Raw genomic sequence first — 25,367 nt, forward strand, 5'->3', positions numbered from 1 at the left:
TCAGCACTCGATCAAAATTTCATTTTTTTTTTCAGATTATTGACAACCTCTGCAAGCCTTATGCGACGAGGACTTAGCGTTTATTACGCTTTCGCAACCTCAAGTTAACGTCAAAATCAACTCTTGTACTCAAAAGAATCCTTACTAGAATACTCACCATATAGCGTTTCTCTTATCGCAAACCCCCTATATATAGTATTTATCCACAGAGTTAGTCACAGTGCTGCTTTGTGGATAATACGGGGGATACTTTTATTTCACGGACAGGTAAGCAAATGAATCAGAGTCTGCTGGTGACAAAGCGTGATGGTGGCACTGAGCGCATCAATCTCGACAAAATTCATCGAGTACTGGATTGGGCCGCAGAAGGGTTGAGCAACGTTTCCATCTCTCAGGTGGAGCTGCGTTCACATATTCAGTTTTACGACGGTATCAAAACCTCCGATATCCACGAGACCATTATTAAAGCCGCTGCGGACCTCATCTCCCGCGATGCGCCGGACTATCAGTACCTTGCCGCGCGCCTGGCGATTTTCCACCTGCGTAAAAAAGCCTACGGCCAGTTCGAACCGCCTGCGCTGTTCGACCACGTGAAGAACATGGTTGCGCTGGGTAAATACGATCATCATCTGCTGGAAGACTACAGCGAAGAAGAGTTCCAGCAGATGGACGGCTTTATTGATCACTGGCGTGATATGAACTTCTCCTACGCGGCCGTTAAGCAGCTGGAAGGGAAGTACCTGGTGCAGAACCGTGTGACCGGTGCGATCTATGAGAGCGCGCAGTTCCTCTACATTCTGGTTGCTGCCTGCCTCTTCTCCAACTACCCGCGCGAAACCCGTCTGGACTACGTGAAGCGTTTCTATGACGCGGTCTCGACCTTCAAAATTTCGCTGCCGACGCCGATCATGTCCGGCGTGCGTACGCCGACGCGCCAGTTCAGCTCCTGCGTACTGATCGAGTGCGGCGACAGCCTGGACTCCATCAACGCCACCTCCAGCGCGATTGTAAAGTACGTTTCCCAGCGCGCAGGTATCGGCATCAACGCCGGTCGCATCCGTGCGCTGGGCAGCCCGATCCGCGGCGGTGAAGCGTTCCACACCGGCTGTGTACCGTTCTACAAACACTTCCAGACCGCAGTGAAATCCTGCTCGCAGGGCGGCGTTCGCGGCGGCGCGGCAACCCTCTTCTACCCGATGTGGCATCTGGAAGTGGAAAGCCTGCTGGTGCTGAAAAACAACCGCGGCGTCGAAGGCAACCGCGTGCGTCACATGGACTACGGCGTACAGATCAACAAACTGATGTATACCCGTCTGCTGAAAGGTGAAGATATCACCCTGTTCAGCCCGTCCGACGTGCCGGGTCTGTATGACGCCTTCTTCGCCGATCAGGATGAGTTCGAGCGTCTGTATACGCAGTACGAAAAAGATGATTCCATCCGCAAACAGCGTATTAAAGCGGTCGATCTCTTCTCACTGATGATGCAGGAACGCGCCTCGACCGGCCGTATCTACATCCAGAACGTTGACCACTGCAACACCCACAGCCCGTTCGATCCGGCTGTTGCGCCGGTGCGTCAGTCCAACCTGTGCCTTGAGATCGCGCTGCCGACCAAGCCGCTGGAAGACGTTAACGATGAAAATGGCGAGATCGCGCTCTGCACGCTCTCTGCGTTTAACCTTGGCGCGATTAAGAACCTCGACGAGCTGGAAGAGCTGGCTACGCTTGCGGTACGCGCCCTCGATGCCCTGCTTGATTACCAGGACTACCCGATCCCGGCCGCAAAACGTGGCGCGATGGGTCGTCGTACCCTCGGTATCGGCGTGATCAACTTCGCCTACTGGCTGGCGAAAAATGGCAAACGCTACTCCGACGGCAGCGCTAACAACCTGACGCACCAGACCTTCGAAGCGATTCAGTACTGGCTGCTGAAAGCCTCCAACGAGCTGGCGAAAGAGCAAGGCGCCTGCCCGTGGTTCAACGAAACCACCTACGCCAAAGGCATTCTGCCGATCGATACCTATAAAAAGGATCTCGATGGCATTACCAGCGAGCCGCTGCACTACAACTGGGAAGCGCTGCGTGACGATATCACCACGCACGGCCTGCGTAACTCGACGCTCTCTGCCCTGATGCCGTCTGAAACGTCGTCGCAGATCTCCAACGCCACCAACGGCATTGAGCCGCCGCGCGGCCACGTGAGCATCAAAGCGTCGAAAGATGGCATCCTGCGCCAGGTGGTGCCGGATTATGAAGAGCTGAAAGATGCCTACGAGTTGCTGTGGGAAATGCCGAACAACGACGGCTACCTGCAACTGGTCGGCATTATGCAGAAGTTTATCGACCAGTCGATTTCAGCGAACACCAACTACGATCCGACCCGTTTCCCGTCGGGCAAGGTGCCGATGCAGCAGTTGCTGAAAGACCTGCTGACCGCCTACAAATTTGGTGTGAAGACGCTCTACTATCAAAACACCCGCGACGGCGCGGAAGATGCGCAGGATGACCTGGTCCCTTCTATCCAGGACGATGGCTGCGAAAGCGGCGCATGTAAGATCTAACTAAGGGGCGGGGAAACCCGCCCTTTTTTTCGCAAGACAGGACTCACATTCATGGCATACACCACCTTTTCTCAGAAGAAAAACGATCAGCTGCTCGAGCCGATGTTCTTTGGCCAGCCGGTGAACGTGGCGCGCTACGACCAGCAAAAATATGACATCTTCGAAAAGCTGATCGAAAAGCAACTCTCCTTCTTCTGGCGTCCGGAAGAAGTTGATGTTTCCCGCGATCGCATCGACTTCCAGGCACTGCCGGAACATGAAAAGCATATCTTTATCAGCAACCTGAAGTATCAGACGCTGCTGGACTCAATTCAGGGTCGTAGCCCGAACGTCGCGCTGCTGCCGCTGATCTCCATTCCGGAGCTGGAAACCTGGGTGGAAACCTGGGCGTTTTCAGAAACCATTCACTCGCGCTCCTACACCCATATCATCCGCAATATCGTTAACGATCCGGCGGTGGTGTTTGACGATATCGTCACCAACGAGCAGATCCTCAAGCGCGCGGAAGGGATCTCCTCCTTCTATGACGAGCTGATTGAGATGACCAACTACTGGCATCTGCTGGGCGAAGGCACCCATAGCGTGAACGGCAAAACCGTCACCATCAGCCTGCGCGAGCTGAAGAAAAAACTCTATCTCTGCCTGATGAGCGTGAACGCGCTGGAAGCCATTCGCTTCTATGTCAGCTTCGCCTGCTCCTTCGCTTTCGCCGAACGCGAACTGATGGAAGGTAACGCCAAAATCATCCGCCTGATTGCCCGCGATGAAGCCCTGCACCTGACCGGCACCCAGCATATGCTGAACCTGCTGCGTTCCGGGGTTGACGATCCGGAGATGGCGGAGATTGCCGAAGAGTGCAAAAAAGAGTGCTACGACCTGTTTGTGCAGGCGGCGCAGCAGGAGAAAGAGTGGGCGGAGTATCTCTTCTCCGGCGGCTCAATGATTGGTCTGAACAAAGATATCCTCTGCCAGTATGTTGAGTACATCACCAACATCCGTATGCAGGCGGTGGGTCTTGATCTGCCGTTCCAGACCCGCTCCAACCCGATTCCGTGGATCAACACCTGGCTGGTGTCCGATAACGTGCAGGTTGCGCCGCAGGAAGTGGAAGTGAGCTCCTACCTTGTCGGGCAGATCGACTCGCAGGTCGATACCGACGATCTGAGCAACTTCCAGCTGTGATGAGCCGGGTTACGCTCCGCCTTTCCGGCACGCAGGTGCATTGCCAGGAAGAGCACCCCTCCCTGCTGGTGGCGCTGGAGTCCCAGCAGGTGGAAGTTGAATACCAGTGCCGTGAAGGCTACTGCGGCTCCTGCCGCTGTCGGCTGGTAGCAGGCCAGGTGGACTGGATTAGCGAGCCGCTGGCCTTTATCAACGAAGGGGAAATTTTGCCCTGCTGCTGCCGGGCGAAAGGCGATATCGAGATCGAGATGTAAACAACGCCGGGTGGCACTGCGTTTACCCGGCCTACATTTTCAGCACACTCATCTTTTGTAGGCCTGATAAGTGAAAGCGCCATCAGGCAATATGCCCACCTTGACTGCACATTCATCCCTTCCCAGGCCTGATAAGCGAAGCGCCATCAGGCAACTTCACTTACCAGGCCCCACTTTTATTTCCGCTTTAAAAACTGCACCGCTTTATCGGGGAAATCGGTAAACAACCCGTCGACCCCGGCCTGGTGGTACAACACTTCATAAAGCTGATTCACATCGCTGGCATAGGGCGGCAGCTGATCGGCGCGCACCGTAAACGGGTGCACCTGCAAATGGCTGGCATGCGCCTCTTTCACCATTGCGGTTAACTGCACGTGACCCGGCTTCGAGCCGTCCGCCACCAGCATATGGTAATCGGGGCCGATACCATCCGCGTACTGCGCAATCTGCTTCATCGCGCCGGGTTTCAGCATCCAGTCATAATCGTAATTGATCCATTTGCCGTCCGGCTGCTTCTGCTGGGTTTCGTTCCATTTGGTATAAGCAATCAGCTGCACCAGATTGAGATCCATCCCCATCTTCGGCTCAAGCTCATTTTTGATGCGCTTAAGCTCATCGGCGTCGAAACATTGCAGATAGACCTTATCCTTCTTGCTGCTGTAACCGTACTTCTTCAGCACCTCAAGGGTCGCCTTCGCAATATCCTTCCCTTCCTGATGGTGGAACCACGGGGCTTTGATCTCCGGGTAGATCCCGATATCTTTGCCGGTCGAGTGGTTCAGCCCCTGCACAAACTCAATCTCCTCTTCAAAGGTATGAATGCGGAAATCGGACTTGCCCATCGGGAAACGGCCAGGGAAAACCTGCTCCTTCTTGCCGTTCTTTAACTCAAACCCTTCGGTGAATTTCAGCGAGCGGATCTCATCCAGCGTGAAATCGATGGCGTAGTAGCGGCCATCTTTGCGGGCGCGGTCGGGAAAGCGCTCGGCAACATCGGTGACGCGATCGAGATAGTGGTCATGCAGCACCACCAGACGATCGTCTTTGGTCATCACCAGATCCTGCTCCAGATAATCTGCGCCCTGGGCATAAGCCATCGCTTTGGCAGGCAGCGTATGCTCCGGCAGATAACCGCTGGCACCGCGATGGGCGATCACCAGTTTCTCGGCGGCCAGCGCCTGGCCTGCCATCAGGCCCGCCAGCAGCAGGCCTGCCGTAATGCGGCTAAAGATCAATTTCATAACATCTCCTGTTATTGACGACGCGCAAGCACCTCAGCGTGATGGCGTTTTTCGCCAATCATCACCACGATCAGCAGCAGTACCGCCAGCACGCTGCCCCCGATCATCACCATGAAACCGCCGTCCCAGCCGAAGAAATCGACGGTATAGCCAACAATGGCGCTCGCCGCCACTGAACCACCGAGATAGCCAAACAGGCCGGTAAAGCCCGCCGCGGTACCGGCCGCTTTCTTCGGTGCCAGCTCCAGCGCGTGCAGACCAATCAGCATTACCGGGCCATAAATCAGGAAGCCAATGACGATCATGCAGGCCATATCCACGCCCGGGTTGCCCGCCGGGTTGAGCCAATAAACGATGGTGGCGATGGTCACCAGCGTCATAAAGAAGACGCCGGTCGCGCCGCGGTTGCCCTTAAACACTTTGTCCGACATCCAGCCACAGATCAGCGTGCCGGGAATGCCTGCATACTCATAGAGGAAGTAGGCCCAGGAGGATTTATCCAGCGCGAAGTGCTTCACCTCTTTCAGGTACGTCGGTGACCAGTCGAGGATGCCGTAGCGCAGCAGATAGACAAAGACGTTAGCGATGGCGATATACCACAGCAGCTTGTTCGGCAGCACGTACTGCATAAAGATCTGCTTCGCCGTCAGCTCCTCTTCATGCTTGTCGCTGTAATCATCCGGGTAGTCGTTTTTGTACTCTTCAATCGGCGGCAGGCCGCAGGATTGCGGCGTATCGCGCATCAGTGCGAAAGCGATAATCGCCACCAGAATGGCACCAAAAGCTGGCATATAGAGCGCCGCGTGCCAGTCGTTAAACCACGCCATCCCCAGCAGGAACAGCAGCGGAGGCAGGCCGCCGCCGACGTTATGGGCGCAGTTCCACACCGACACAATGCTGCCGCGCTCCTTCTGCGACCACCAGTGCACCATCGTGCGTCCGCACGGCGGCCAGCCCATCCCCTGGAACCAGCCGCAGAGGAACAGCAGCACAAACATCACCGCAATGCTGGAGGTGGCCCACGGTACAAAGCCCATAAACAGCATTACTGCCGCTGCGAGGATCAGACCAGCGGGCAGGAAAACGCGCGGATTCGAGCGATCCGACACCGAGCCCATAATGAATTTTGAGAAGCCGTAGGCAATTGAGATCCCCGACAGCGCAAAGCCCAGATCGCCGCGCGAGAAGCCCTGCTCCACCAGATAGGGCATCGCCAGCGCAAAGTTCTTACGCACCAGGTAGTAGGCGGCGTAGCCGAAGAAGATGCCCAGAAAGATTTGCCAGCGTAAGCGGCGGTACAGAGGATCAACCTGCGCGTCGGGCACGCGAGACTGGTGGGGGGCGGGTTTGAAAATGCTCAACATAAACTGCCTCCGTGGCACGGTAAAAGTCATGACATCAGGCGTCATGAGTGAAAACGAAAATCGCTTGAGTTGTTCGCGGCGGATTGTAGAGAAAGTTTTGACGAGAAAGAATGAAATGCCACATATAATGTTACAGAAATATGACAAAGCTCTAACTTCGTGCGCAAAAGTGCATTTCACTTTCGTTTCTTGTTCGTATATGCGCGATATCAAACAAACCACAGTAAAGGTATGGCTAAATGGTCGGTAAAGAACGTCGACCAGCCAGGAGACGACCGTGCCCTACTCAAACGACTACGATGTGATCATTATTGGCGGTGGCGCAACGGGTGCCGGTATCGCCCGTGATTGCGCCCTGCGCGGCCTGCGCGCTGTTCTGCTCGAACGCCACGACATTGCCACCGGTGCCACTGGCCGCAACCACGGTTTGCTGCACAGCGGCGCGCGTTATGCGGTGACCGATAACGAATCAGCGCGTGAATGCATCGCCGAAAACCAGATCCTCAAACGTATTGCCCGCCACTGTATTGAAGCGACCGACGGGCTATTTATCACCCTGCCGGAAGACGATCTGAGCTACCAGGCACACTTCATTGATGCCTGCACCCGCGCAGGGATTGTCGCGCAGGCCATTAGCCCACAGGAAGCCAGGCGCATGGAGCCGAGCGTCAACCCGCAGCTTATCGGCGCGGTGCGCGTGCCGGACGGCACTGTCGACCCCTTCCGCCTGACCGCCAGCAATATGCTTGATGCCCGCGAGCACGGTGCAAAAATCCTTACCGGCCACGAAGTCTGCGGCCTGCTGCGCACGGGCGACACGGTGTATGGCGTCCGCCTGCGCCATCTCGCCAGCGGTGAAATCCGTGACCTGCATGCCCCGGTAGTGGTCAATGCCGCCGGGATTTGGGGCCAGCGCATCGCGGAGTATGCCGATTTGCGCATTCGCATGTTCCCGGCAAAAGGCGCGCTGCTGATCCTCGATCACCGCATTAACCAGCATGTCATCAACCGCTGCCGCAAGCCTGCCGACGCCGATATTCTTGTGCCCGGCGACACCATTTCACTGATTGGTACCACTTCAACACAGATTGATTATGCCGATATCGATAATGTGCGCGTTACGGCGGATGAGGTCGATATTCTGCTGCGCGAAGGGGAGAAACTGGCACCGGTAATGGGGCAAACGCGCATCCTGCGCGCCTACGCTGGCGTGCGACCGCTGGTGGCGAGCGATGACGATCCCAGCGGGCGCAACGTCAGCCGCGGCATTGTGCTGCTTGACCACGCTGCGCGCGACGGGCTGGAGGGGTTTATCACCATTACCGGCGGCAAGCTAATGACCTACCGCCTGATGGCCGAATGGGCAACGGATGCCGTCTGCCGCAAGCTCAACCATAACGTAGCCTGTACCACGGCGACGAAAGCGCTGCCGGGATCTCTCGGTTCCCCGGATGAGGCACTGAAGAAGATCATCTCTCTGCCAACGCCGCTGCGCGGTTCAGCGGTCTACCGCCACGGCGATCGTGCCCCAGCGTGGCTCGCCAGTGACCGACACAACCGCAGCCTGGTATGTGAGTGCGAAGCCGTCACCGCCGGGGAAGTGCAGTACGCGGTGGAAAACCTCAATGTCACCTCACTGCTCGATCTGCGCCGCCGCACCCGCGTCGGTATGGGCACCTGCCAGGGCGAGCTCTGCGCCTGCCGCGCCGCCGGGCAGCTGAACCGGCTGCATGTCACGCGCGACAACGAAGCGCGCAGGCAGCTGGCGGAGTTTCTGAACGAGCGCTGGAAAGGCATCAAACCCATTGCCTGGGGCGATGCGCTGCGTGAGAGCGAGTTTACCCGCTGGGTTTACCAGGGGCTGTGCGGGCTGGAGAAGGAGCAGGATGATGAGATTTGATACGGTGATTATCGGCGGCGGGCTGGCGGGATTGCTGTGCGGCATTCGTCTGAGCGAGAGCGGCCAGCGCTGCGCGATTGTCAGCCGCGGGCAGAGCGCGCTGAGCTTCTCTTCCGGCTCTCTCGATCTACTCTCCCGTCTGCCGGACGGCAAACCGGCTGGCACGCTGACGGAGGCCATTGCGCACCTGCAACACCACCACCCCGAGCACCCCTATGCGCGGCTCGGCGTCGAGCGCGTGCGTCACTATGCGCGGCAAACCCAAACTCTGCTCGCCGACTGCGGGCTAGAGATGCAAGGCGATGTTGATACGCCGCACCTGCGCGTCACGCCTCTGGGCACCTGGCGCCGGGCGTGGCTCAGCCCGCAAGAAATTGCGTTGAAACCGCAGCAGGGGCTGCGCGTCGGCGTCGTTGGCATCAGCGGCTTTCTCGACTTTCAGCCCCAACTGGCGACAGAAGAGCTGTGCCAGCGCGGCATTGCCGCCGGGGCGGAAGAGATTGCGCTACCGCTTCTCGACACGCTTCGCGATAACCCCAGCGAGTTTCGCGCCGTGACCATCGCGCGCCAGCTCGATCGTCCTGAGCATTACGCCGATCTCTGCGCCGCCCTGCGCCCGCTGAGTACGCGTTATGAGATGCTGTGGCTCCCCGCCTGTTTTGGCCTGACAGAGAGCAAAGTGTTTACGCAGTTAAGCGAAGATCTGGCCTGCCCGCTGCGGCTGATCGCCACGCTGCCCCCTTCGGTGCTGGGCATGCGCTTACAGCACGCCCTGCAGCAGCGTTTTCTGCGCAGCGGCGGCAACTGGATGCCGGGCGATGAGGTATTGCGCGCTGATATCAATCAAGGCCAGGTAACGCAGCTCTGGACGCGCAAGCATGACGATCTGCCGCTGCGCGCCCGCCATATCGTGCTGGCCAGCGGCAGCTTTTTCAGTAACGGGCTCATCGCCGGGCGCGATCGCGTGCGCGAAGCGGTATTCAATCTCGATGTCCTGCAAAGCGCCTCGCGCCGGGAGTGGTATGGCGACGATCTCTTTGCCCCGCAGCCGTGGCACCAGTTTGGCGTGCGCACCGATGAACAGCTTCATGGTCTGCGCGACGGGCAAGCGCTTGAAAATCTCTATGCGATCGGCTCGCTACTTGGCGGCTATGACGCCATCGCGCAGGGCTGCGGCGGCGGTGTTTGCGCCGTAACGGCGCTGCATGCCGCGCAGCAGATCCTCGATCAGGGAGGAAAACCCTAATGCACACCTCTTTCGAAAGCTGTATCAAATGTACCGCCTGCACCACCGCCTGCCCGGTAAGCCGGGTTAACCCCGCCTACCCCGGGCCAAAACAGGCGGGGCCGGATGGCGAGCGGCTGCGGCTGAAAGATGCCGCGCTGTATGATGAAGCGCTGAAATATTGCACCAACTGCAAGCGCTGCGAAACCGCCTGCCCGTCCGGGGTGAAAATTGGCGATCTGATCCAGCGCGCCCGCGCGCAGCATGCGGCGAAACCGCTCTCGGTGCGTAATGCCATCCTCAGCCATACGGATCTGATGGGTACCCTGTCGACGCCTCTCGCGCCGCTGGTCAACGCCGCGACCTCCCTGAAGCCGGTGCGCCAGCTGCTGGATAAAGCGTTAAAAATCGATCATCACCGCACGCTGCCGAAATATGCCAGCGGCGGCACGTTTCGCCACTGGTATCGCAGCGTGGCGACGCAGCAGCGCGCCTACGGCGAGCAGGTGGCGTTTTTCCATGGCTGCTATGTCAATTACAACCATCCGCAAATGGGGAAAGACCTGATCCGCGTGCTGAACCAGATGGGCATTGGCGTGCAGTTATTGCAGCGTGAGAAGTGTTGCGGCGTCCCGCTGATTGCCAACGGCTACTTCGCTAAGGCGAAAAAGCAGGCGCAGTTCAACCTCAGCGCACTGGAGCAGGCGATTGGTATGGATGGAATGCAGGTGATCGCCACCTCCTCCACCTGCGCCTTCACCCTGCGCGATGAGTATCCACATCTGCTGGAGGTCGATAACAGCCACCTGCGCACACATATTGATTTAGCCACCCGCTGGATCTGGCGACAGCTCGATGAGGGGCACACTTTGCGGCTCAGAGAGATGCCGCTGAAAGTGGTCTATCACACGCCGTGTCATATGGAGAAGATGGGCTGGACACACTACACGCTGGATCTGCTGCGGCGCATTCCGGGTTTAGAGTTGACGGTGCTCGATTCTGCCTGCTGCGGCATCGCGGGCACCTATGGCTTCAAGCGGGAGAACTACGCCACCTCGCAGGCCATTGGCGCACCGCTGTTTGCGCAAATCGAGGCCAGCGGTGCGGATCTGGTGGTAACGGATTGTGAGACCTGCAAGTGGCAGATTGAGATGTCCACCGGAAAACCCTGCGAACATCCCATTACGTTACTGGCGCGGGCATTAGGCTAACGCCCGCGATTGTTTTACAAGTTATTCCACGGCGAGGGTTTCGACCACCGCAATCCAGCCGTGATCGCTGGCGATATCTTTGCCCGCCAGCCAGCGGCGCAGGATATTGAGCGCCATCATTGCGCAGACTTCCTGGCGCACCGCCAGGCTGTGGCGGCTGCTGTTGAACTTCACCCGCAGGGCGCGGGTGCCTTCCGGCGTCGCCAGCGCGAAGTTGAGATGATCCTCTTCCAGCCCGGTAACGGTCAACGCCAGCCCGGCAAGATGCCGGTTGCGTGACTCAGTTGTCCAGCGCGCGGTTTGTGCCAGCGCTTCCGCCTGCGACGGCAGCACTTCGCTGGCGAGCAGCGGCGCACCGGCGCGGGAGAGCTGCAATGCGATAAGCCCACTGGTGAACTGCTCGCTCAGAGTGAGGCTTAGCTGACGCTCGCGCAGCGCGGCGGCAATCGCGGCCGGTAAACCCTCGGTGCCTTCAAAAATCAGGCTTTCCCCCGCCACTTTTTTCACTTCCGGCCACAGCGCTTCCATCGCCGCGCGCTGCTCTGCCGGACCGGTCAGTTTCAGTTCGATAATCGGCATTGATGAGCGGTAACCCATTACCACGCCCGGTGGCAGATCGAGATGCTGGAGTTTTTCCGCCAAGTCGCTCTCGGAGCGACCAAAAGTAGTCAGACGCAGGCAGACCGGCGGCTGCGGCAGAGTGAAACGCTCACGCAGACGCGGCAGGATCTCCTGCTCGACCATCACTTTAAATTCTGAGGGAACGCCGGGGGTAAAGAACATCAGGCAGCGGTTAAACTGCAATGCAAACCCGCAGGCGGTGCCGACCGGGTTATCGACCAGCTCGGCGCTGGCAGGGATCTCCGCCTGCTTGCGGTTGCTGGGGGCCATCACGCGGCCGCGATCGGTAAAAAAGCGCTCCATCTGCTTAAGCCACGCTCCGTGCAGCACCAGCGTTTCGCCTTTGGCGGTGGCCGCTGCCAGCGCGCTCAAATCGTCGCTGGTTGGCCCAAGACCGCCGTTGACGATCAGCACATCGGCCTGTTCGCTGCGCTCGCGCAAAATCGCAATCAAGTCGTCGAGGTTATCGCCAACGGTATGGCGGCGCGTTAACGGCAACCCCTGGTTAAAAAATACGTCGGCCAGCCAGGCCGCATTGGTATCGACAATCTGGCCATGCAGCACTTCATCGCCGGTCGATAACATCTCCACATTTAACATCGTTCGCTCCTGCAATCGGGATTGAAACACTATAGCGCATGCACAGGGTAAAGAGAGGGAAACGGGCGCGGCGGCTGCCGCGCCGGGGGATCAGAAGCTGGCGCTGGCGCCGAGATAAGGACCATCCGCAACAATGCTGTCGCGGCGGCCATCTTTGCCTGCCATCTCAATGTAGCGATAACCGGCTTCGACGGTGAACGGGCGCATAATGGTATAACGCGCACCGGCCTTGGCTTCCTGGTACTCTTTGACGCCGCTTGAGAGCGAGTCCGGAGAGTAGTAATACTCGCCGAAAATGTTGAAGCTGCGGGCGATCTCCCACTGCAAACCGCCGCCGACAGCGATGGCGTAACCTTCGCTGCCCTCATCCGGGTTCAGGTAGATGCCTTTACCACCCACGGTTGCCAGGAACGGCCCGAGCGGCAGGTTGTAACCGAGCCCAAGGCTTGCGGTGTCACCATCATCTTCGCTATGCGCCCAGTTACCGCTGACTGCGATACCACTGGTTTCGGTTCCCAGACCGAAACCGAGGCTGCTGTAATCTTTACCAATCTGTCCATTCAGGCTAATCGCCTGCGCACCGGCGGAGGCCAGCAACACGCCGGCACATCCTAATAGAGCTAACTTTTTCATTTTCACGTTCCGCACGAAACGGGGCAGCGCCCCAAAGCGTCTGATTGTACGCTTATTTTCCCGGCAGAAGAACGTCTAATAGCGTGTACGGCCTGAGGCAAATACGCTTTCGGGCCCGAGGACGAAAAGCCTTGCACCGGAGCGTATCAGTGGCGGGCTTTCTCTACCATCTCAACCGGAATACCGGTCAGGGAGGCCACAACGTCAGGCTCCATCCCCTTTTTCAGCATCACTTTCGCGATACGCATCGCCTCCTGCTGGACGCCTTCTGCTCGCCCCTGAGCCAGGCCTTTAACCAGCCCCTGAGCCTGCCCTTCTTCGCGAAGATATTGTGCAATGTTCATTAACGTCTCCCTCTGCTGCTCGGCTTTTGCATCCTTAGCGCAAATTAACACACTCTGAGCGCGTGTCAGCCGTCGGTTTTCGCTCTGTCGAGGCAGCTCGCAAAAAGAGTTGCGGCACTAGCGCTGCTGCTGGTTCACCCATGTTTGCAGGGCGCGGCGGGAGATTTTGATGCCGCCGTTTTTCAGCTCCTCTGGCAACGGCAGCCAGCGCACCGGCTGTTGAAAACGCGCCAGCTTATCCGCCGCCCAGTGGCTGAGGGCCGCGGCATTGACCTCGCTTTCGCACTCAATTACCGCGACAGGGCGCTGCCCAAACTCCACATCATCAACCGGTACCACAAACACCTGCTGGACCTGCGGATGACGGGCGATGGCGCGCTCTACCTCTTCAGGCTGAATGCCTTCGCCGCCGCTGAAAAAGAGGTTATCCAGCCGGCCGTGCAGGGTCAGCCTCCCTTCATGTAGCGTGCCGCGATCGCGGGTGGCAAACCAGCCTGCATCGTTAAGCAGGGGCAGCAACGCGCCGTTGCGCCAGTAGCCTGCGGCGAGGCTCTCTGCTCGCAGCCACACCTCTTCGCCGACAATTTTCACCTCACGTCCCGGCAACGCATAACCGACATCCGGCGCGCCGTCGGCCTCTTTTGCACATACCGTTGAGGCAAACTCCGTTAAACCATACCCGCACCAGCAGCGAATACCGCGCTCGCGTGCCTGTTCGGTCAACTCAACGGGGATCGCTGCGCCGCCGAGCAGCACCGCTTTCAGCGACAGCGGGGTATTCTCATTGAGCAGGCGCCAAAGCTGCGTCGGCACCAGCGACGCATGGCTGCAGCCGCGCAGCGCCTGATCCAGCGGCAGCTTGTCGTGCACCGTCATGCGCGCCCCCGCCAACAGCCAGCGCCATAAAATGCCCTGCCCGGAGACATGAAATAGCGGCAGCGAGAGCAGCCAGTCATCGTCCGCATTAAAGGGAATAAGCGCCACTACGCCCTGCGCGCTGGCAAGATGGGCGGCGCAGGTATGCACCGCCGCTTTTGGCAAGCCGCTCGAGCCGGAAGTGAGCGTCATTGACGCCAGCCGCTGCGGCTGCCATGCAACCGCGTGCTCACCCGGCGCTTGCGCGCAGCGCAGAGGGATAAAATCGTGCGCCAGCGGCGCGGAGGTCAGATCGAGGGCGAAGCGTAGCGTCATGGTGGGCAGCAGCGTATCGAGCAAGGCGGCGGGAAGCTGCGGGTTGATGGGTAACACCCGCGCGCCGCACTGCAATAGCGCCAGCCAGGCGAGCACCGTCTGCGACTGGTTGCGCGCGCGCAGCATCACCCCATCCCCCACGTCGACGCCCTGGCGGGCAAAGCCGTTTGCCAGCGCATCCACCTCGTCACAAAGCTGCTGCCAGGTGAGGGTGTGCTGGCCTGAGCGCAGCGCAGGCTGGTCGCCGCGCTGCTCGCGCCAGTATCGCCACGGCCAGTCAGGGAAAGTCATAGTAACGCGTCCAGATCCGCCGCCGCGATGCAGGGCAGTTCGCTGCCGGGCCAGCGGCGAACCAGCTGCGAGGTCATCAACTGCAACGTATCAAGACCAGGCACGGTACCGGGCGTCAGCCAGGCGGCAATCCGCGCCAGCTGCGTTAGCCCAAGGCTCGACTCCAGCGATGAGCTGATCACCGCCGTCAAGCCGAGCGCATGTGCTGCCGCGACCTGCTGCGCCACCTTTTGCAGGCTGCCGGTGAGGGTTGGCTTGATCACTACCGCCCTGACACCGGGCTGAGGCGTAAAGGTGAAATCCGCCTCGCGCAGGCTCTCATCCCAGGCAATCGCAATGCCGGTCTCCTCAGCAAAGGCCAGTGACGCTTCGCGGCTCTGGCACGGCTCCTCCAGAAAAGCGATGCGTGAGCGGTTGGCTGGTGAGACATATTTAGCGAACTGGCGCGCTTTCAGCGGCGTCCAGGCGCGGTTGGCATCCAGACGCAGGCGCAGATCGGGGATCGACTCCAGCAGCAGATTGACCACCATGCCGTCGCGCACCGCTTCGTACAGACCGACTTTCACCTTCGCCAGCTTCTCACCCGGCAGCGCGGCGAGTGCGGCAAACAGCTCATCGGGATCGCCAGTGCAGAGCATCGCCGCGCGGTAGTCGGCAGGCTGCGGCAACTGCCCCGCCAGCTCGGCCAGCGCACAGCTCAGACCAAACGCCGCGCTGGGTTGCGATGGCAGCGCGGGCGATGCGCCGTCACGCCAGGCTTGCACCCACGCCATCACCGCAGGCTGCACCTCATCCAGCGTCTCAATGCTGAACCCCGGCAGTGGGGTAATCTCCCCCCACCCTTCGCCGCCGTTTTCCTGTAGCTGGATAAAAAGCCCGTCACGGGTTTTCAGCCGACGCTCGCGCAGCACCACGCCTGCATCCAGCGGGATCTGCCAGCGGTAGATCTGCGCCCGGCGCATTACGGGTTCCGTTTAAATTTGCTGAAGTCAGGCTGGCGCTTCTGGTTGAAAGCGTTGCGACCCTCCTGACCCTCTTCGGTCATATAGAAGAGCATGGTGGCGTTGCCCGCCAGCTCCTGCAGCCCCGCCTGGCCGTCGCAATCTGCGTTCAGCGCTGCTTTCAGGCAGCGCAGCGCCATCGGGCTGTTTTGCAACATTTCACGGCACCAGCGCACGGTCTCTTTTTCCAGATCCGCTAATGGCACCACGGTGTTGACCAGCCCCATATCCAGTGCCTGCTGCGCGTCGTACTGGCGGCAGAGGAACCAGATTTCGCGCGCTTTCTTCTGGCCAACAATGCGCGCCATATAGGACGCGCCCCAGCCGCCGTCGAAGGAGCCAACTTTCGGGCCGGTCTGGCCGAAGATCGCATTTTCCGCTGCGATGGTGAGATCGCACATCATATGCAGCACATGACCGCCGCCGATGGAGTAGCCCGCCACCATCGCCACCACCGGTTTCGGGCAGGTGCGGATCTGGCGCTGAAAATCGAGGACGTTGAGGTGGTGCACACCGGAGTCATCCTGGTAGCCGCCGTAATCGCCGCGTACCTTCTGATCGCCACCGGCGCAGAAGGCTTTATCACCTTCACCGGTCAGGATAATCACCCCGATATTGTCGTCGTAGCGCGCATCGGCCAGCGCCTGGATCATCTCTTTTACCGTGACAGGACGAAACGCGTTGCGCACTTCCGGGCGGTTGATAGTGATTTTAGCGATGCCGTCAGCGGATTTTTGATAGCGGATATCGCTAAAGCCTTCGGAGCAGTCGTGCCACTCAACGGCGGCGTAGAGTTCTTTTTCATCAGGGTAGATCATGGTCGGTCCTTAATCTCAAGAGGCAGAATTCGCGCCAGCAGGGCAGCAACGGCCGCGGGATTCTCCCGGTGCGCGTTGTGCCCGGCGGCAGGAATGGCGTAACAGTGGCGCGCGACTTCGCTCGCCAGCGCCCGAAACTTACGGTCATGTTCGCCAAAGAAATAGTGAACGGGAAAAGCGGCGTCCCGCAGCGCAGCGCGCAGATCGGGCTGGCGGCCCAAGGACGTCGCCGCCAGCATATGCGCCAGCGCGTTGCCATTGTTGAGGCTACGAAGCGCAACCAGCGCCGCACGTTCTGTCTCTGTCAGTGCGGCAAATACCGGCTGGCGATACCAGGCGTCAAACACCTCACTGAGCGGCTGGTGACGCAGGCGCTGACACCACTGCTCATCCGCTTCCAGCCGCGCAACACGCGCCTGCTCATCGGCAAGACCCGGATGACCGCCTTCGATAATGATGCCCTGCAGCCCCGCTGGTTGCTGGCAAGCGTGAAACATCGCAATGCGGCCGCCGAGGGAGTACCCCACCAGCCAGTAGCTTAGTATGTTGTAACGACTAAGCGTCGATTGCAGCAGCGCATCCATCCCGCTAAAGGAGTCGACACAGGTTGTGGCGGATGCGCCGTGGCCTGGCAGGTCGAGATAGAGGCGCGGGAAATCCGCAAGCGCTGCGCCGACGGGCTGCCATTCGCGGCCATCACCAGAAAAACCGTGCAGAAAAACCAGCCACGGCAGCGGTTGTCGACCGGCATGGATCTCTGCGTGCAAACTCATAGCTGGCTGACCTGCGCGACAAGGTTTTGCAGGGTCTGCGCGCCATCCGTCTCGTTTACCACCACCTCAATCACCGTCGCGCCCGGCTTCTGCCAGGCCTCGCTCAGCGCCTGCTCCAGCTGCGTCCAACTCTCCGGGCGATGGTAAGGAAGATCGAACATCGCGGCGGCATGATCGAAATGGACATTCTGCGGCATCAGATAGAAGCGCTCGCGCTCGGCGGGCGGCGTCGGTAACAGGGAGAAGATCTGGCCGCCGTTGTTATTGACCACCAGCAGCACAAAAGGCGCGGAGGCCTGGCGCAGCAGTGCGAGGGCGTTAAGATCGTAGAGCGCAGAGAGATCGCCGACGATAGCCAGCGTCGGGCGCGCGGTGGCCCGCTGCACCCCGGCCGCCGTGGAGAGCAGGCCATCAATGCCGCTCGCGCCGCGGTTACTGTAGACCGGATAACCTGCCGGCAGCTGCGCCAGCGCATCCACCAGCCGCACCACCAGGCTGTTACCGAGAAAAAGCTGCCCCTGGTTTGGTAAGTAGTCACTAATACGATGTGCGAGCTGCGCTTCGCCGAACTCATCACGCTGTAGACGCACGCGCTCCCAGGCAACTGCTGCAAGCGAGGCCAGCGTTTCGCACCACGGCGCGCGGGGTTCAGCGGGATGCAGCGCCAGCCAGCCAGCCACATCCGCGACTAAACGACGGCCGCGATGGTGCGCCGGATCGAGCCTGCCGGGAAGGTTATCAATCAGCCAGTACTCTTGCGGCGCGCAGGTTGCTTGCCACTGTAAAAGACGTTTTCCGGTCAGGCTGCTGCCAAATTGCAGCACAATCTGCGCCTCGCTGAGCGCCTCAACGGCCTGGCTATTAGCAAGCCAGAGATCGGCGCAGGGCAGCGGCTGCCCGGTTTGCGATAACACATCGCCAATCAGCGGCCAGCCGAGGGTTTTCGCCCACTCCGCCAGCTTGCGTCCTTCGGCAGCGCTCATACGCCCGGCAATCACCACGCCACGTTTCTGCCGCCAGGAGAACCAGTCCCGCTGGGTATCAACGCCACAGGATGCGCTGGCCTGTAACCAGGGCTTATCATCCTGCCACCAGTCGCCTAACGCCTGCTGCCAGCCAAGACCGGTCTCATCCATCTCGCCATACAGCGGCTCGGCGAACGGGCAGTTAATGTGCACCGCCCCGCCCTGCAATGTGCCCACTACATTATCAATCGTCGAGACCAGCCAGCGCGCCGGAATATCCTGTGACGGGCGCGGTAAGGCGATGGCCTCTGTCGGATGGGAAGCAAAGATGCCGGGCTGGCGAATCGCCTGGTTGGCGCCGCAATCAATCAGCTCCGGTGGGCGATCTGCCGTCAGCAGCACCAGTTTTTCGCCGGTCAGCCCGGCTTCAATCAGCGCCGGGTAGAGGTTCGCCACGGCGGTACCGGAGGTGACGATCACCGCCACCGGTTCACGGCTCGCTTTCGCCAGCCCGAGCGCAAGATGGCCCAGCCCGCGTTCATCAAAATGGGTGTGATGAATAAATGCGCGGTTTTCGGCGGCGGCGAGCGTCAGCGGCGTCGAACGGGAGCCTGGCGCAATGCAGATATGCCTGACGCCGTGGCGCGTTAAGGCTTCCAGAATCACCGCGGCCCAGCGTCGGTTGAATGAGCTTATCGACATGAATTTGTCCGGTATCAATATTGGGACTAAGTATAAATTTTCTGAAATGATGAGTTTTTGATATAGGTCGTCTATGGGTGCGTCTGTAGCAACAACGATCGCAGACCGGCGGCTTTATTATCGATCTCCTGCCACTCCTGCTCAGGATCTGAACCGGGCACAATGCCCGCCCCGGCATAGAGCCGCACCGTCTCGCCGCTCACCTTCGCCGAGCGCAGCGTCACGCAGAACTCACTCTGCTTACGCGAAAGATAACCTGCCGACCCGGCGTACCACTCGCGGGCAAACGGCTCGTGGCGGGCGATAAAACGACGGGCTTCAGGGCGCGGTAACCCCGCCACCGCCGCTGTCGGCTGGAGCAGATCTAAACAGAGGGCATCGTCTGCCACCCGCAGGTCGCTCCAGATACAGCGCCGCAAGTGCTGCACTTTGCGCAGCCGCACCACCTGCGGCGGCAGCACATCCAGCGCGCCAGTCTGCTGCTGCAACCGCTGGCAGATATCCTCCACCACCAGCATATTTTCACGCTGGTTTTTATCGTCACTCATCAACCATGCTGCATGCTGCTGTGCCTGTGCGTCGTCATCATGATTAGCCACCGTCCCGGCCAGCGCTTCGGTGCGCAGCGCCACGCCGCGTCGCCGCCATAACCGTTCGGGGGTCGATCCGAGAAAGGCGGTCTGGTCGTTGAAACGATAGAGAAAGTGGAAGCAGTGCAGGTTGAGGCGTCGGCTGGCGGCCATCAGCGCGCCAGCATTAATTGGCGCATCGAAGCGGTAATCGGTGGCGCGGGCGAACACGACTTTATCCAGCTCGCCGCGCTGCATGGTCTCAAGCGCCTGGCTTATCAGCGTTTCCCACCCCTCACGCGTCGGGAAGTGGTGCTGTTCAACACAGCGCACTGGGCTCATTGCCAGTGGAGTAGCAGGTGAAAGCGCGTTAAGAAAATCGGCAGCACACTGCGCATCATCACGCAGCGAGGTGGCGCTATAGAGATAGAGGCGCAGCATCGCTTTGCCCCCTTCGCGCCGCCATTCGAGGCGGGGCAAAAAGAGCGCGCCCTCGCTTGGTTCAAAAGCGTTAAGCCCCCAGACGCGTACATCGTCGGGATACGCCTGCAATTGCTGTTGCGCCTCAGCAAGTGAAGTAAACGTGCGTAACGCGCCAAGGGCGGCCGCTTCGTCATCACCGCTGCGCTGCTGCCAGTAAAATTGTGGAAAAACACGCTGAGCCGTAAGCCATGTCAGCGGGTCGAATGCATTGTTTAGCGGGAAGGGAACATCAAAGAGGGTAAAACCAGCAGCATCAGGAAACGTGTCGGCAAGGCGCTGATGTAGATCGTCAAGCGCAGAGGACAAAGAAAACATGCGAACCCCTCCCGGAAAAACGGCACGGTTTTAAAAACCACACAGTATACGGGGTACTACGATGAATAGCAGTACCCCCTTCCAGGGAGGGGAGATAAAGATTAGCGACGGGCTAACAGCAGACCCAGCACCAGACCTACAGCAGCACCAGCACCAACGCCCTGCCACGGTTTTTCGTGCACATAGTCATCGGCACGGTAAACCGCTTTTTTCGCACGATAGTAGTAGGTATCAGACGCGCTGCTGACGCGGTTTTTCACATCATGCAGCGCCTGTTCGGCACGTGCTTTCAGCTCAATGTACTTCTGGTCAGCGGGATCGCCCGATGAGCGGAGAACTTCTTCCAGCGTTTCGCTCAGCAGGGTCAGGTCGTCGTCAATGTGTGAATCGAATTGATTAGTCATCTCTTTTCTCCATGTTATGCACCTGTACGCTAACTATAGACAATAGCTGGCGTTTACGCCTGGCCGACCTCGCGCGCCATGCCGATGTGGGGAATGCCATCCTCATCATAGATTTCGGTGACCGGCTGGAAACCGAACTGTTGATAAAAGGGTTGCAGATGCGCCTGTGCACTCAGGTATAACGCGTGCTGCGGCCAGTATTGCAGGCAGGAGGCCACCGCGCGCGACATCAGTTGATAACCCAGTTTTTCCCCGCGTACGCTGGCGCTGACAATCACTCTGCCGATGGCAACGGGCGAGAAATCATCGTTACTTTTCAGAATCCTCGCATACGCCACCAGCTCATCACCCTGCCAGCCGAGCAGATGGCGGCTCTCTCCCACCAGGTCGTCGCCATCAATATCGAGATAAGGGCAGGTCTGTTCGACCACAAATACTTCGCAGCGCAGTTTCAACAGCGCATAGAGCGCAGGCACGGTCAGTTCGGAATGGTGCAGGTCTTGCCAGCGGATCATCGTTATCTCCTCAAATAGACTCATGTGGTTATACTAGATTCTTTTCATTTCAGGCAAAGCATGTGGAACTGATCTTCTTAGGTACTTCAGCAGGCGTCCCGACGCGGGCGCGCAACGTCACCGCCATTCTGGTCAATCTTCAGCACCCGACGAGCGCCGGGCTGTGGCTTTTCGACTGTGGTGAAGGTACTCAGCATCAACTGCTGCACACCGCGTTTAATCCGGGCAAGCTGGACAAAATTTTTATTACCCATCTGCATGGCGACCATATTTTTGGCCTGCCGGGCCTGCTTTGCAGCCGGTCGATGGCGGGCAATACGCAGCCACTGCATATTTACGGCCCGCACGGCATCAAGGAGTTTGTTGAGACCGCGCTGCGCCTGAGCGGTTCGTGGACCGACTATCCGCTGACTATTGAAGAGGTGAAGCCGGGGGTGGTGATGGATGATGGGCTACACAAAGTGACAGCCTTCCCGCTGGCGCATCCGGTGGAGTGTTACGGCTATCGCGTCGAAGAGCACGATAAACCCGGTACGCTGAATGCCGCAGCACTTGTCGCCGCGGGCGTTCCCGCCGGGCCGCTGTTCCAGACATTAAAGGCGGGCGGTAGGGTGACGCTGGATGACGGGCGCGTTATCGATGGTAAAGATTACCTGGCACCCTCCGAGCCGGGTAAACGGCTGGCAATCTTCGGCGATACTTCACCCTGCCCCGCCGCGCTTGAGTTAGCGAAAGATGTTGATGTGGTGGTGCATGAAGCGACGCTTGAGAGTGCCATGGAAGAGAAGGCCAACAGCCGCGGGCACAGCTCAGCGCGGCAGGCGGCGCAGTTGGCTCAGCAGGCTGGCGCTTCACGTCTGGTGATTACCCATATCAGTTCGCGTTATGACGCTGAGGGGAGCCAGGCGCTGCTAAAAGAGTGTCGTGAAATCTTCCCGGAGACGACCTTAGCAGCAGATTTTGACGTAGTTCGCATTTGATTTTAATTTAGGCACTCTATTTTTTCGCCGTCATGCCGATAATAAGTTATACGCAGGCATTTCTTCTTTGAGGGCATGATGGATAATTTCCAGAAAGACATCGATGACAGGGCGAATCTTACTCTGTCGAACCGGTTTGAGCTGTTGCTGTTTCGCCTTGGCACATCATTAGATGCGACGAAATCTGAGCTGTTTGGCATCAATGTGTTTAAGTTGCGCGAAATCGTACCGATGCCCACATTTACTCGCCCTGCGGGAATGAAGCCGCCGTTGATGGGGATGGTCAATATCCGCGATCAGGTGATCCCGGTAATTGACCTCTCCGCCGTCGCCGGGTGTAAACCGGAGACCGGCTTAAACATTCTGCTGATCACTGAGTATGCCCGTAGCGTGCAGGCTTTTGCCGTCGAGTCCGTCGAGAACATCACGCGCCTGGACTGGAAACAGGTGCACACGGCGGAGAAAGCGATCAATGGCCGCTATATCACCAGTATTGCCTGCCTCGATGATGATAAGGACACCAACAACCTGGCGATGGTGCTGGACGTTGAACAGATCCTCTATGACATCGTTCCGGCGGATCATGACGTTCACGGCGATCATGTGCCGGATAAGAAATTCAACCTGAAACCGGGTTCCATCGCGATTGTGGCTGAAGACTCCAAAGTGGCGCGCGCCATGCTGGAAAAAGGCCTGAATGCCATGGAGATCCCGAGCATGATGCACATTACGGGCAAAGATGCGTGGGAGAAAATCCAGCTTATTGCCCAGCAGGCGGAAAAAGAGGGTGTGCCGGTAAGCGATAAGATCTCAATGGTGCTGACCGATCTGGAGATGCCGGAGATGGACGGCTTTACCCTGACACGCCTGATCAAAACCGATCCGCGCCTGAAAAATATCCCGGTGGTGATCCACTCTTCCCTCTCCGGCAGCGCTAACGAAGATCACGTCCGCAAAGTGCAGGCCGATGGCTATGTCGCGAAGTTCGAAATTAACGAACTTTCAGCGGTGATCCAGGAGGTGCTCGATCGCGCAGCGAACAACGTTCGCGGCCCGCTGATCAGCCACCGCCAGATGGCCCCGACCCCGCTGCTGGCGAAGTAACGCCGGCACAACGATTAAAGGCGCTACCGTCGGTCAAACGGTAGCGCCTTAAGTACGTTTCAGGTCATTACAAGAACGACAAGATCAGCTGTAGTACAGCAATGATGATCGTGATTACGCGTTTCGCGAATTCACGGTTATCCATCATCCGTTTTCCTCAACCGAGGAAGGAGCCGCCCGGACTGGTCCTCAAACTCCCCCGAATCAGGGCGAGCAGATGTTGAGTATTACTTACGCCCCTTCCAGGCCTGAACCCTGCCACCACCACGTGTTACAGCGGGGGAAATCCTTTGCCCGGCCCGAAAGTTAGATGCAGTAACCCCAACGAATTTGATTCTACACCTCACATAACCAACTGAAATATAATTAAAAAAAATCAGGGAAAACGACCTGTTTTCGGGCGTTTTTCTTAAACATCCGCTAACCCAACTGTTTGCGCTTGAAATAAAACAGCATATATCGGAAGCTTCAACGCGTTGAGTATTGCATACGCTCTTACCCCCTGACGGGCCGGAAACGTAAACAACGGCGTGGCGCATCCCTCACCAGTTTGCGCTATACCGTTAAAACCCCAGCTCCCCCGCTGGGGTTTTTTATGCACAAAAAAAAACGCCAGGCTGCAAACCCGGCGGTTTTTTCATTTGCGCAAGGCGCGATTACATCATCGGCAGCGCCAGCTGGACGATGCTAATCAGCGGCTGCGGATAGATACCGAGCACCAGCACCAGCAGAGCGGAGATGAGTACCACAATACCGCCCGCGCTGTAGGCCCAGTTCGACGGCGCATCGCGGTTCAGCTGCTGCGGCGCGTTGAGATAGAGGCTCACCGCAACACGCAGGTAGTAGTAGAGACCGATTGCAGAACCAACCACCACCGCACCGGTCAGCCACCACAGGTTGGCCTGCACACCGACAGCCAGAATGTAGAACTTACCGATAAAGCCCAGCGTCATCGGGATACCCGCCAGCGACAGCATCATCACCGTCATTACCGCCGAGAGAATCGGACGGTGCCAGAAGAGGCCGCGATAGGAGTAGAGCGACTCGGCGTCCGGACCGCGATACGGGCTGGACATCAGGCTTACTACGCCAAAAGCACCCAGGCTGCTGAAGAGATAGCCGGCCAGGTAAACGCCAACGCTCTCCATCGACATCTGGCCGCCGCGCAGGGCAATCAGCGCCACCATCAGATACCCAAGGTGAGCGATGGAGGAGTAACCGAGCAGACGTTTGATATTGGTCTGGCTCAGCGCCATCAGGTTACCGAAGATAATGGAGACAAAGGCGATAACGCCCAGCACCACGCGTACGGCTTCGCTGTTACCTACCGGCGCATAGAGGAACAGACGCATCAGCACGCCAAAGATGGCGATTTTGCTGGCGGTCGCCAGGAAGGTGGAGACCGGCGCAGGCGCGCCCTGGTAAACATCCGGCGTCCAGAGATGGAACGGCACCAGCGACAGTTTAAAGCCGAGGCCGACAATCATCAGACCGAGGCCCGCCAGCAGCAGCGGCTCGTGCAGCACGCCTTCACCGAGGTTTTTACCAATGGCGACAAACGACAGATCGCCACTCTGGGCGTAGACCAGCGCAATCCCGAACAGCAGGAATGAGGAGGCGGCCGCCGACAGAATGGTGTATTTGATGCTGGCTTCCAGCGAGCGTTTCTGGCGGAAGGCGTAGCCCACCAGCCCGAACAGCGGCAGCGAGATCAGCTCAATACCGAGGAACAGCGACGCCATGTGATTGGCGTTAGCCAGCAGAATGCCACCCAGCGCGGCAATCAGCACCAGTAGGTAGAACTCTTCCTTGTTGTCGCTATAACCTTCAAGCCACGGATAGGCAAAGGTGCAGGTGGCGAGGCTCGCCAGCAGCACCAGCCCGGTGTAGAGCATGGCGTAGCCATCGACGCGCATCAGCGGCGTCACATCCATTGCTCCGGCATGGCCAACGAACCACAGCGAGAGCAGTGCAACGTTCAGACCAACGACCGACAGCGTGGCATTGAAGAAATGGTTGCGTCGCCACGCAATGGAGAGCATCACAACCACCACCGTCAATCCGACGATTAGCAGCGGCAGCAGCGCAATCAGGTGTTGTGGAGTTATTGTCATGGCGAA

General features: G+C 58.8%; 22 protein-coding genes. 8 read left to right on the forward strand and 14 right to left on the reverse strand.

Annotated features, from left to right (window positions below):
- The first annotated feature begins 275 nt into the window (after positions 1–275).
- From nrdA to yfaE, 3 genes are read left to right on the forward strand one after another with little or no spacing between them, the layout of a single operon-like run.
- Complete coding sequence (gene nrdA / locus IAE50_RS07675; RefSeq protein WP_200579953.1) at positions 276–2,561, forward strand: class 1a ribonucleoside-diphosphate reductase subunit alpha; 2,286 nt, start codon at positions 276–278, stop codon at positions 2,559–2,561.
- Between the two features lie 51 nt (positions 2,562–2,612).
- Positions 2,613–3,743 (forward strand): class Ia ribonucleoside-diphosphate reductase subunit beta, encoded by a 1,131-nt coding sequence (gene nrdB, locus IAE50_RS07680; RefSeq protein WP_023479667.1) that lies wholly within the window; start codon positions 2,613–2,615, stop codon positions 3,741–3,743.
- On the forward strand, positions 3,743–3,997 hold the full coding sequence (yfaE, locus tag IAE50_RS07685) for a class I ribonucleotide reductase maintenance protein YfaE (protein WP_042713436.1): 255 nt from the start codon (positions 3,743–3,745) through the stop codon (positions 3,995–3,997). The genes nrdB and yfaE overlap by 1 nt, the downstream gene beginning before the upstream one ends.
- Before the next feature lie 176 nt (positions 3,998–4,173).
- Here yfaE and glpQ read toward each other — a convergent pair whose 3' ends face one another.
- Both glpQ and glpT read right to left on the reverse strand, forming a co-directional pair.
- Positions 4,174–5,238, reverse strand: coding sequence for a glycerophosphodiester phosphodiesterase (glpQ, locus tag IAE50_RS07690; RefSeq protein ID WP_200579954.1), 1,065 nt, complete (start codon positions 5,236–5,238; stop codon positions 4,174–4,176).
- An 11-nt stretch (positions 5,239–5,249) separates the two neighbouring features.
- Complete coding sequence (gene glpT / locus IAE50_RS07695) at positions 5,250–6,602, reverse strand: glycerol-3-phosphate transporter (RefSeq protein WP_200579955.1); 1,353 nt, start codon at positions 6,600–6,602, stop codon at positions 5,250–5,252.
- A gap of 277 nt (positions 6,603–6,879) precedes the next feature.
- Between glpT and glpA the strand changes: the two genes are divergently transcribed.
- Genes glpA through glpC form a run of 3 tightly spaced genes read left to right on the forward strand, consistent with a single transcriptional unit; the run spans position 6,880 to position 10,938 of the window.
- On the forward strand, positions 6,880–8,502 hold the full coding sequence (glpA, locus tag IAE50_RS07700) for an anaerobic glycerol-3-phosphate dehydrogenase subunit A (RefSeq protein WP_200579956.1): 1,623 nt from the start codon (positions 6,880–6,882) through the stop codon (positions 8,500–8,502).
- Entirely contained in the window at positions 8,492–9,748 is a 1,257-nt protein-coding gene (glpB, locus tag IAE50_RS07705; RefSeq protein ID WP_200580051.1) for a glycerol-3-phosphate dehydrogenase subunit GlpB, read from the forward strand. Before glpA ends, glpB begins: the two co-directional genes overlap by 11 nt.
- A complete protein-coding gene (gene glpC, locus IAE50_RS07710) occupies positions 9,748–10,938 on the forward strand; it encodes an anaerobic glycerol-3-phosphate dehydrogenase subunit GlpC (RefSeq protein ID WP_200579957.1) in 1,191 nt (396 codons plus the stop codon). Before glpB ends, glpC begins: the two co-directional genes overlap by 1 nt.
- A gap of 21 nt (positions 10,939–10,959) precedes the next feature.
- Here glpC and IAE50_RS07715 read toward each other — a convergent pair whose 3' ends face one another.
- The 11 genes from IAE50_RS07715 to IAE50_RS07765 form a co-directional block, all read right to left on the reverse strand.
- Positions 10,960–12,159, reverse strand: a complete 1,200-nt coding sequence (locus IAE50_RS07715; RefSeq protein WP_200579958.1) for a nicotinamide mononucleotide deamidase-related protein YfaY — start codon at positions 12,157–12,159, stop codon at positions 10,960–10,962.
- Between the two features lie 90 nt (positions 12,160–12,249).
- On the reverse strand, positions 12,250–12,792 hold the full coding sequence (locus tag IAE50_RS07720) for a YfaZ family outer membrane protein (protein WP_023479894.1): 543 nt from the start codon (positions 12,790–12,792) through the stop codon (positions 12,250–12,252).
- Between the two features lie 146 nt (positions 12,793–12,938).
- Complete coding sequence (locus IAE50_RS07725) at positions 12,939–13,136, reverse strand: hypothetical protein (RefSeq protein WP_200579959.1); 198 nt, start codon at positions 13,134–13,136, stop codon at positions 12,939–12,941.
- Between the two features lie 117 nt (positions 13,137–13,253).
- Positions 13,254–14,618: an o-succinylbenzoate--CoA ligase gene (gene menE, locus IAE50_RS07730; RefSeq protein ID WP_200579960.1), complete on the reverse strand. Its 1,365-nt coding sequence runs from the start codon at positions 14,616–14,618 to the stop codon at positions 13,254–13,256.
- Positions 14,615–15,580: an o-succinylbenzoate synthase gene (menC, locus tag IAE50_RS07735; RefSeq protein ID WP_200579961.1), complete on the reverse strand. Its 966-nt coding sequence runs from the start codon at positions 15,578–15,580 to the stop codon at positions 14,615–14,617. The genes menE and menC overlap by 4 nt, the downstream gene beginning before the upstream one ends.
- The gene (gene menB / locus IAE50_RS07740) at positions 15,580–16,437 is read right to left on the reverse strand and encodes a 1,4-dihydroxy-2-naphthoyl-CoA synthase (protein WP_042714289.1); all 858 of its coding nucleotides are present in this window, start codon (positions 16,435–16,437) and stop codon (positions 15,580–15,582) included. The genes menC and menB overlap by 1 nt, the downstream gene beginning before the upstream one ends.
- A complete protein-coding gene (gene menH, locus IAE50_RS07745; RefSeq protein ID WP_200579962.1) occupies positions 16,434–17,210 on the reverse strand; it encodes a 2-succinyl-6-hydroxy-2,4-cyclohexadiene-1-carboxylate synthase in 777 nt (258 codons plus the stop codon). The genes menB and menH overlap by 4 nt, the downstream gene beginning before the upstream one ends.
- Entirely contained in the window at positions 17,207–18,877 is a 1,671-nt protein-coding gene (menD, locus tag IAE50_RS07750) for a 2-succinyl-5-enolpyruvyl-6-hydroxy-3-cyclohexene-1-carboxylic-acid synthase (RefSeq protein ID WP_200579963.1), read from the reverse strand. Before menD ends, menH begins: the two co-directional genes overlap by 4 nt.
- A gap of 71 nt (positions 18,878–18,948) precedes the next feature.
- Positions 18,949–20,244 carry an isochorismate synthase MenF gene (menF, locus tag IAE50_RS07755; RefSeq protein ID WP_200579964.1) on the reverse strand — a complete coding sequence of 432 codons (1,296 nt, stop codon included), beginning with the start codon at positions 20,242–20,244 and terminating at the stop codon, positions 18,949–18,951.
- A 101-nt stretch (positions 20,245–20,345) separates the two neighbouring features.
- On the reverse strand, positions 20,346–20,648 hold the full coding sequence (elaB, locus tag IAE50_RS07760; RefSeq protein ID WP_023479917.1) for a stress response protein ElaB: 303 nt from the start codon (positions 20,646–20,648) through the stop codon (positions 20,346–20,348).
- Between the two features lie 53 nt (positions 20,649–20,701).
- Entirely contained in the window at positions 20,702–21,163 is a 462-nt protein-coding gene (locus IAE50_RS07765; protein WP_200579965.1) for a GNAT family N-acetyltransferase, read from the reverse strand.
- A gap of 62 nt (positions 21,164–21,225) precedes the next feature.
- On the opposite strand from IAE50_RS07765, the gene rnz reads away from it, so the two are divergent.
- Positions 21,226–22,143 (forward strand): ribonuclease Z, encoded by a 918-nt coding sequence (gene rnz / locus IAE50_RS07770; protein ID WP_200579966.1) that lies wholly within the window; start codon positions 21,226–21,228, stop codon positions 22,141–22,143.
- A gap of 78 nt (positions 22,144–22,221) precedes the next feature.
- Positions 22,222–23,247 carry a chemotaxis protein gene (locus IAE50_RS07775; RefSeq protein ID WP_023479862.1) on the forward strand — a complete coding sequence of 342 codons (1,026 nt, stop codon included), beginning with the start codon at positions 22,222–22,224 and terminating at the stop codon, positions 23,245–23,247.
- A gap of 656 nt (positions 23,248–23,903) precedes the next feature.
- Here IAE50_RS07775 and nuoN read toward each other — a convergent pair.
- On the reverse strand, positions 23,904–25,361 hold the full coding sequence (gene nuoN / locus IAE50_RS07780; RefSeq protein WP_023479817.1) for an NADH-quinone oxidoreductase subunit NuoN: 1,458 nt from the start codon (positions 25,359–25,361) through the stop codon (positions 23,904–23,906).
- Between the last annotated feature and the right edge of the window lie 6 nt (positions 25,362–25,367).

Source organism: Kosakonia sp. S42 (assembly GCF_016624785.1).
GTDB classification, from domain to species: Bacteria; Pseudomonadota; Gammaproteobacteria; order Enterobacterales; family Enterobacteriaceae; genus Kosakonia; species Kosakonia cowanii.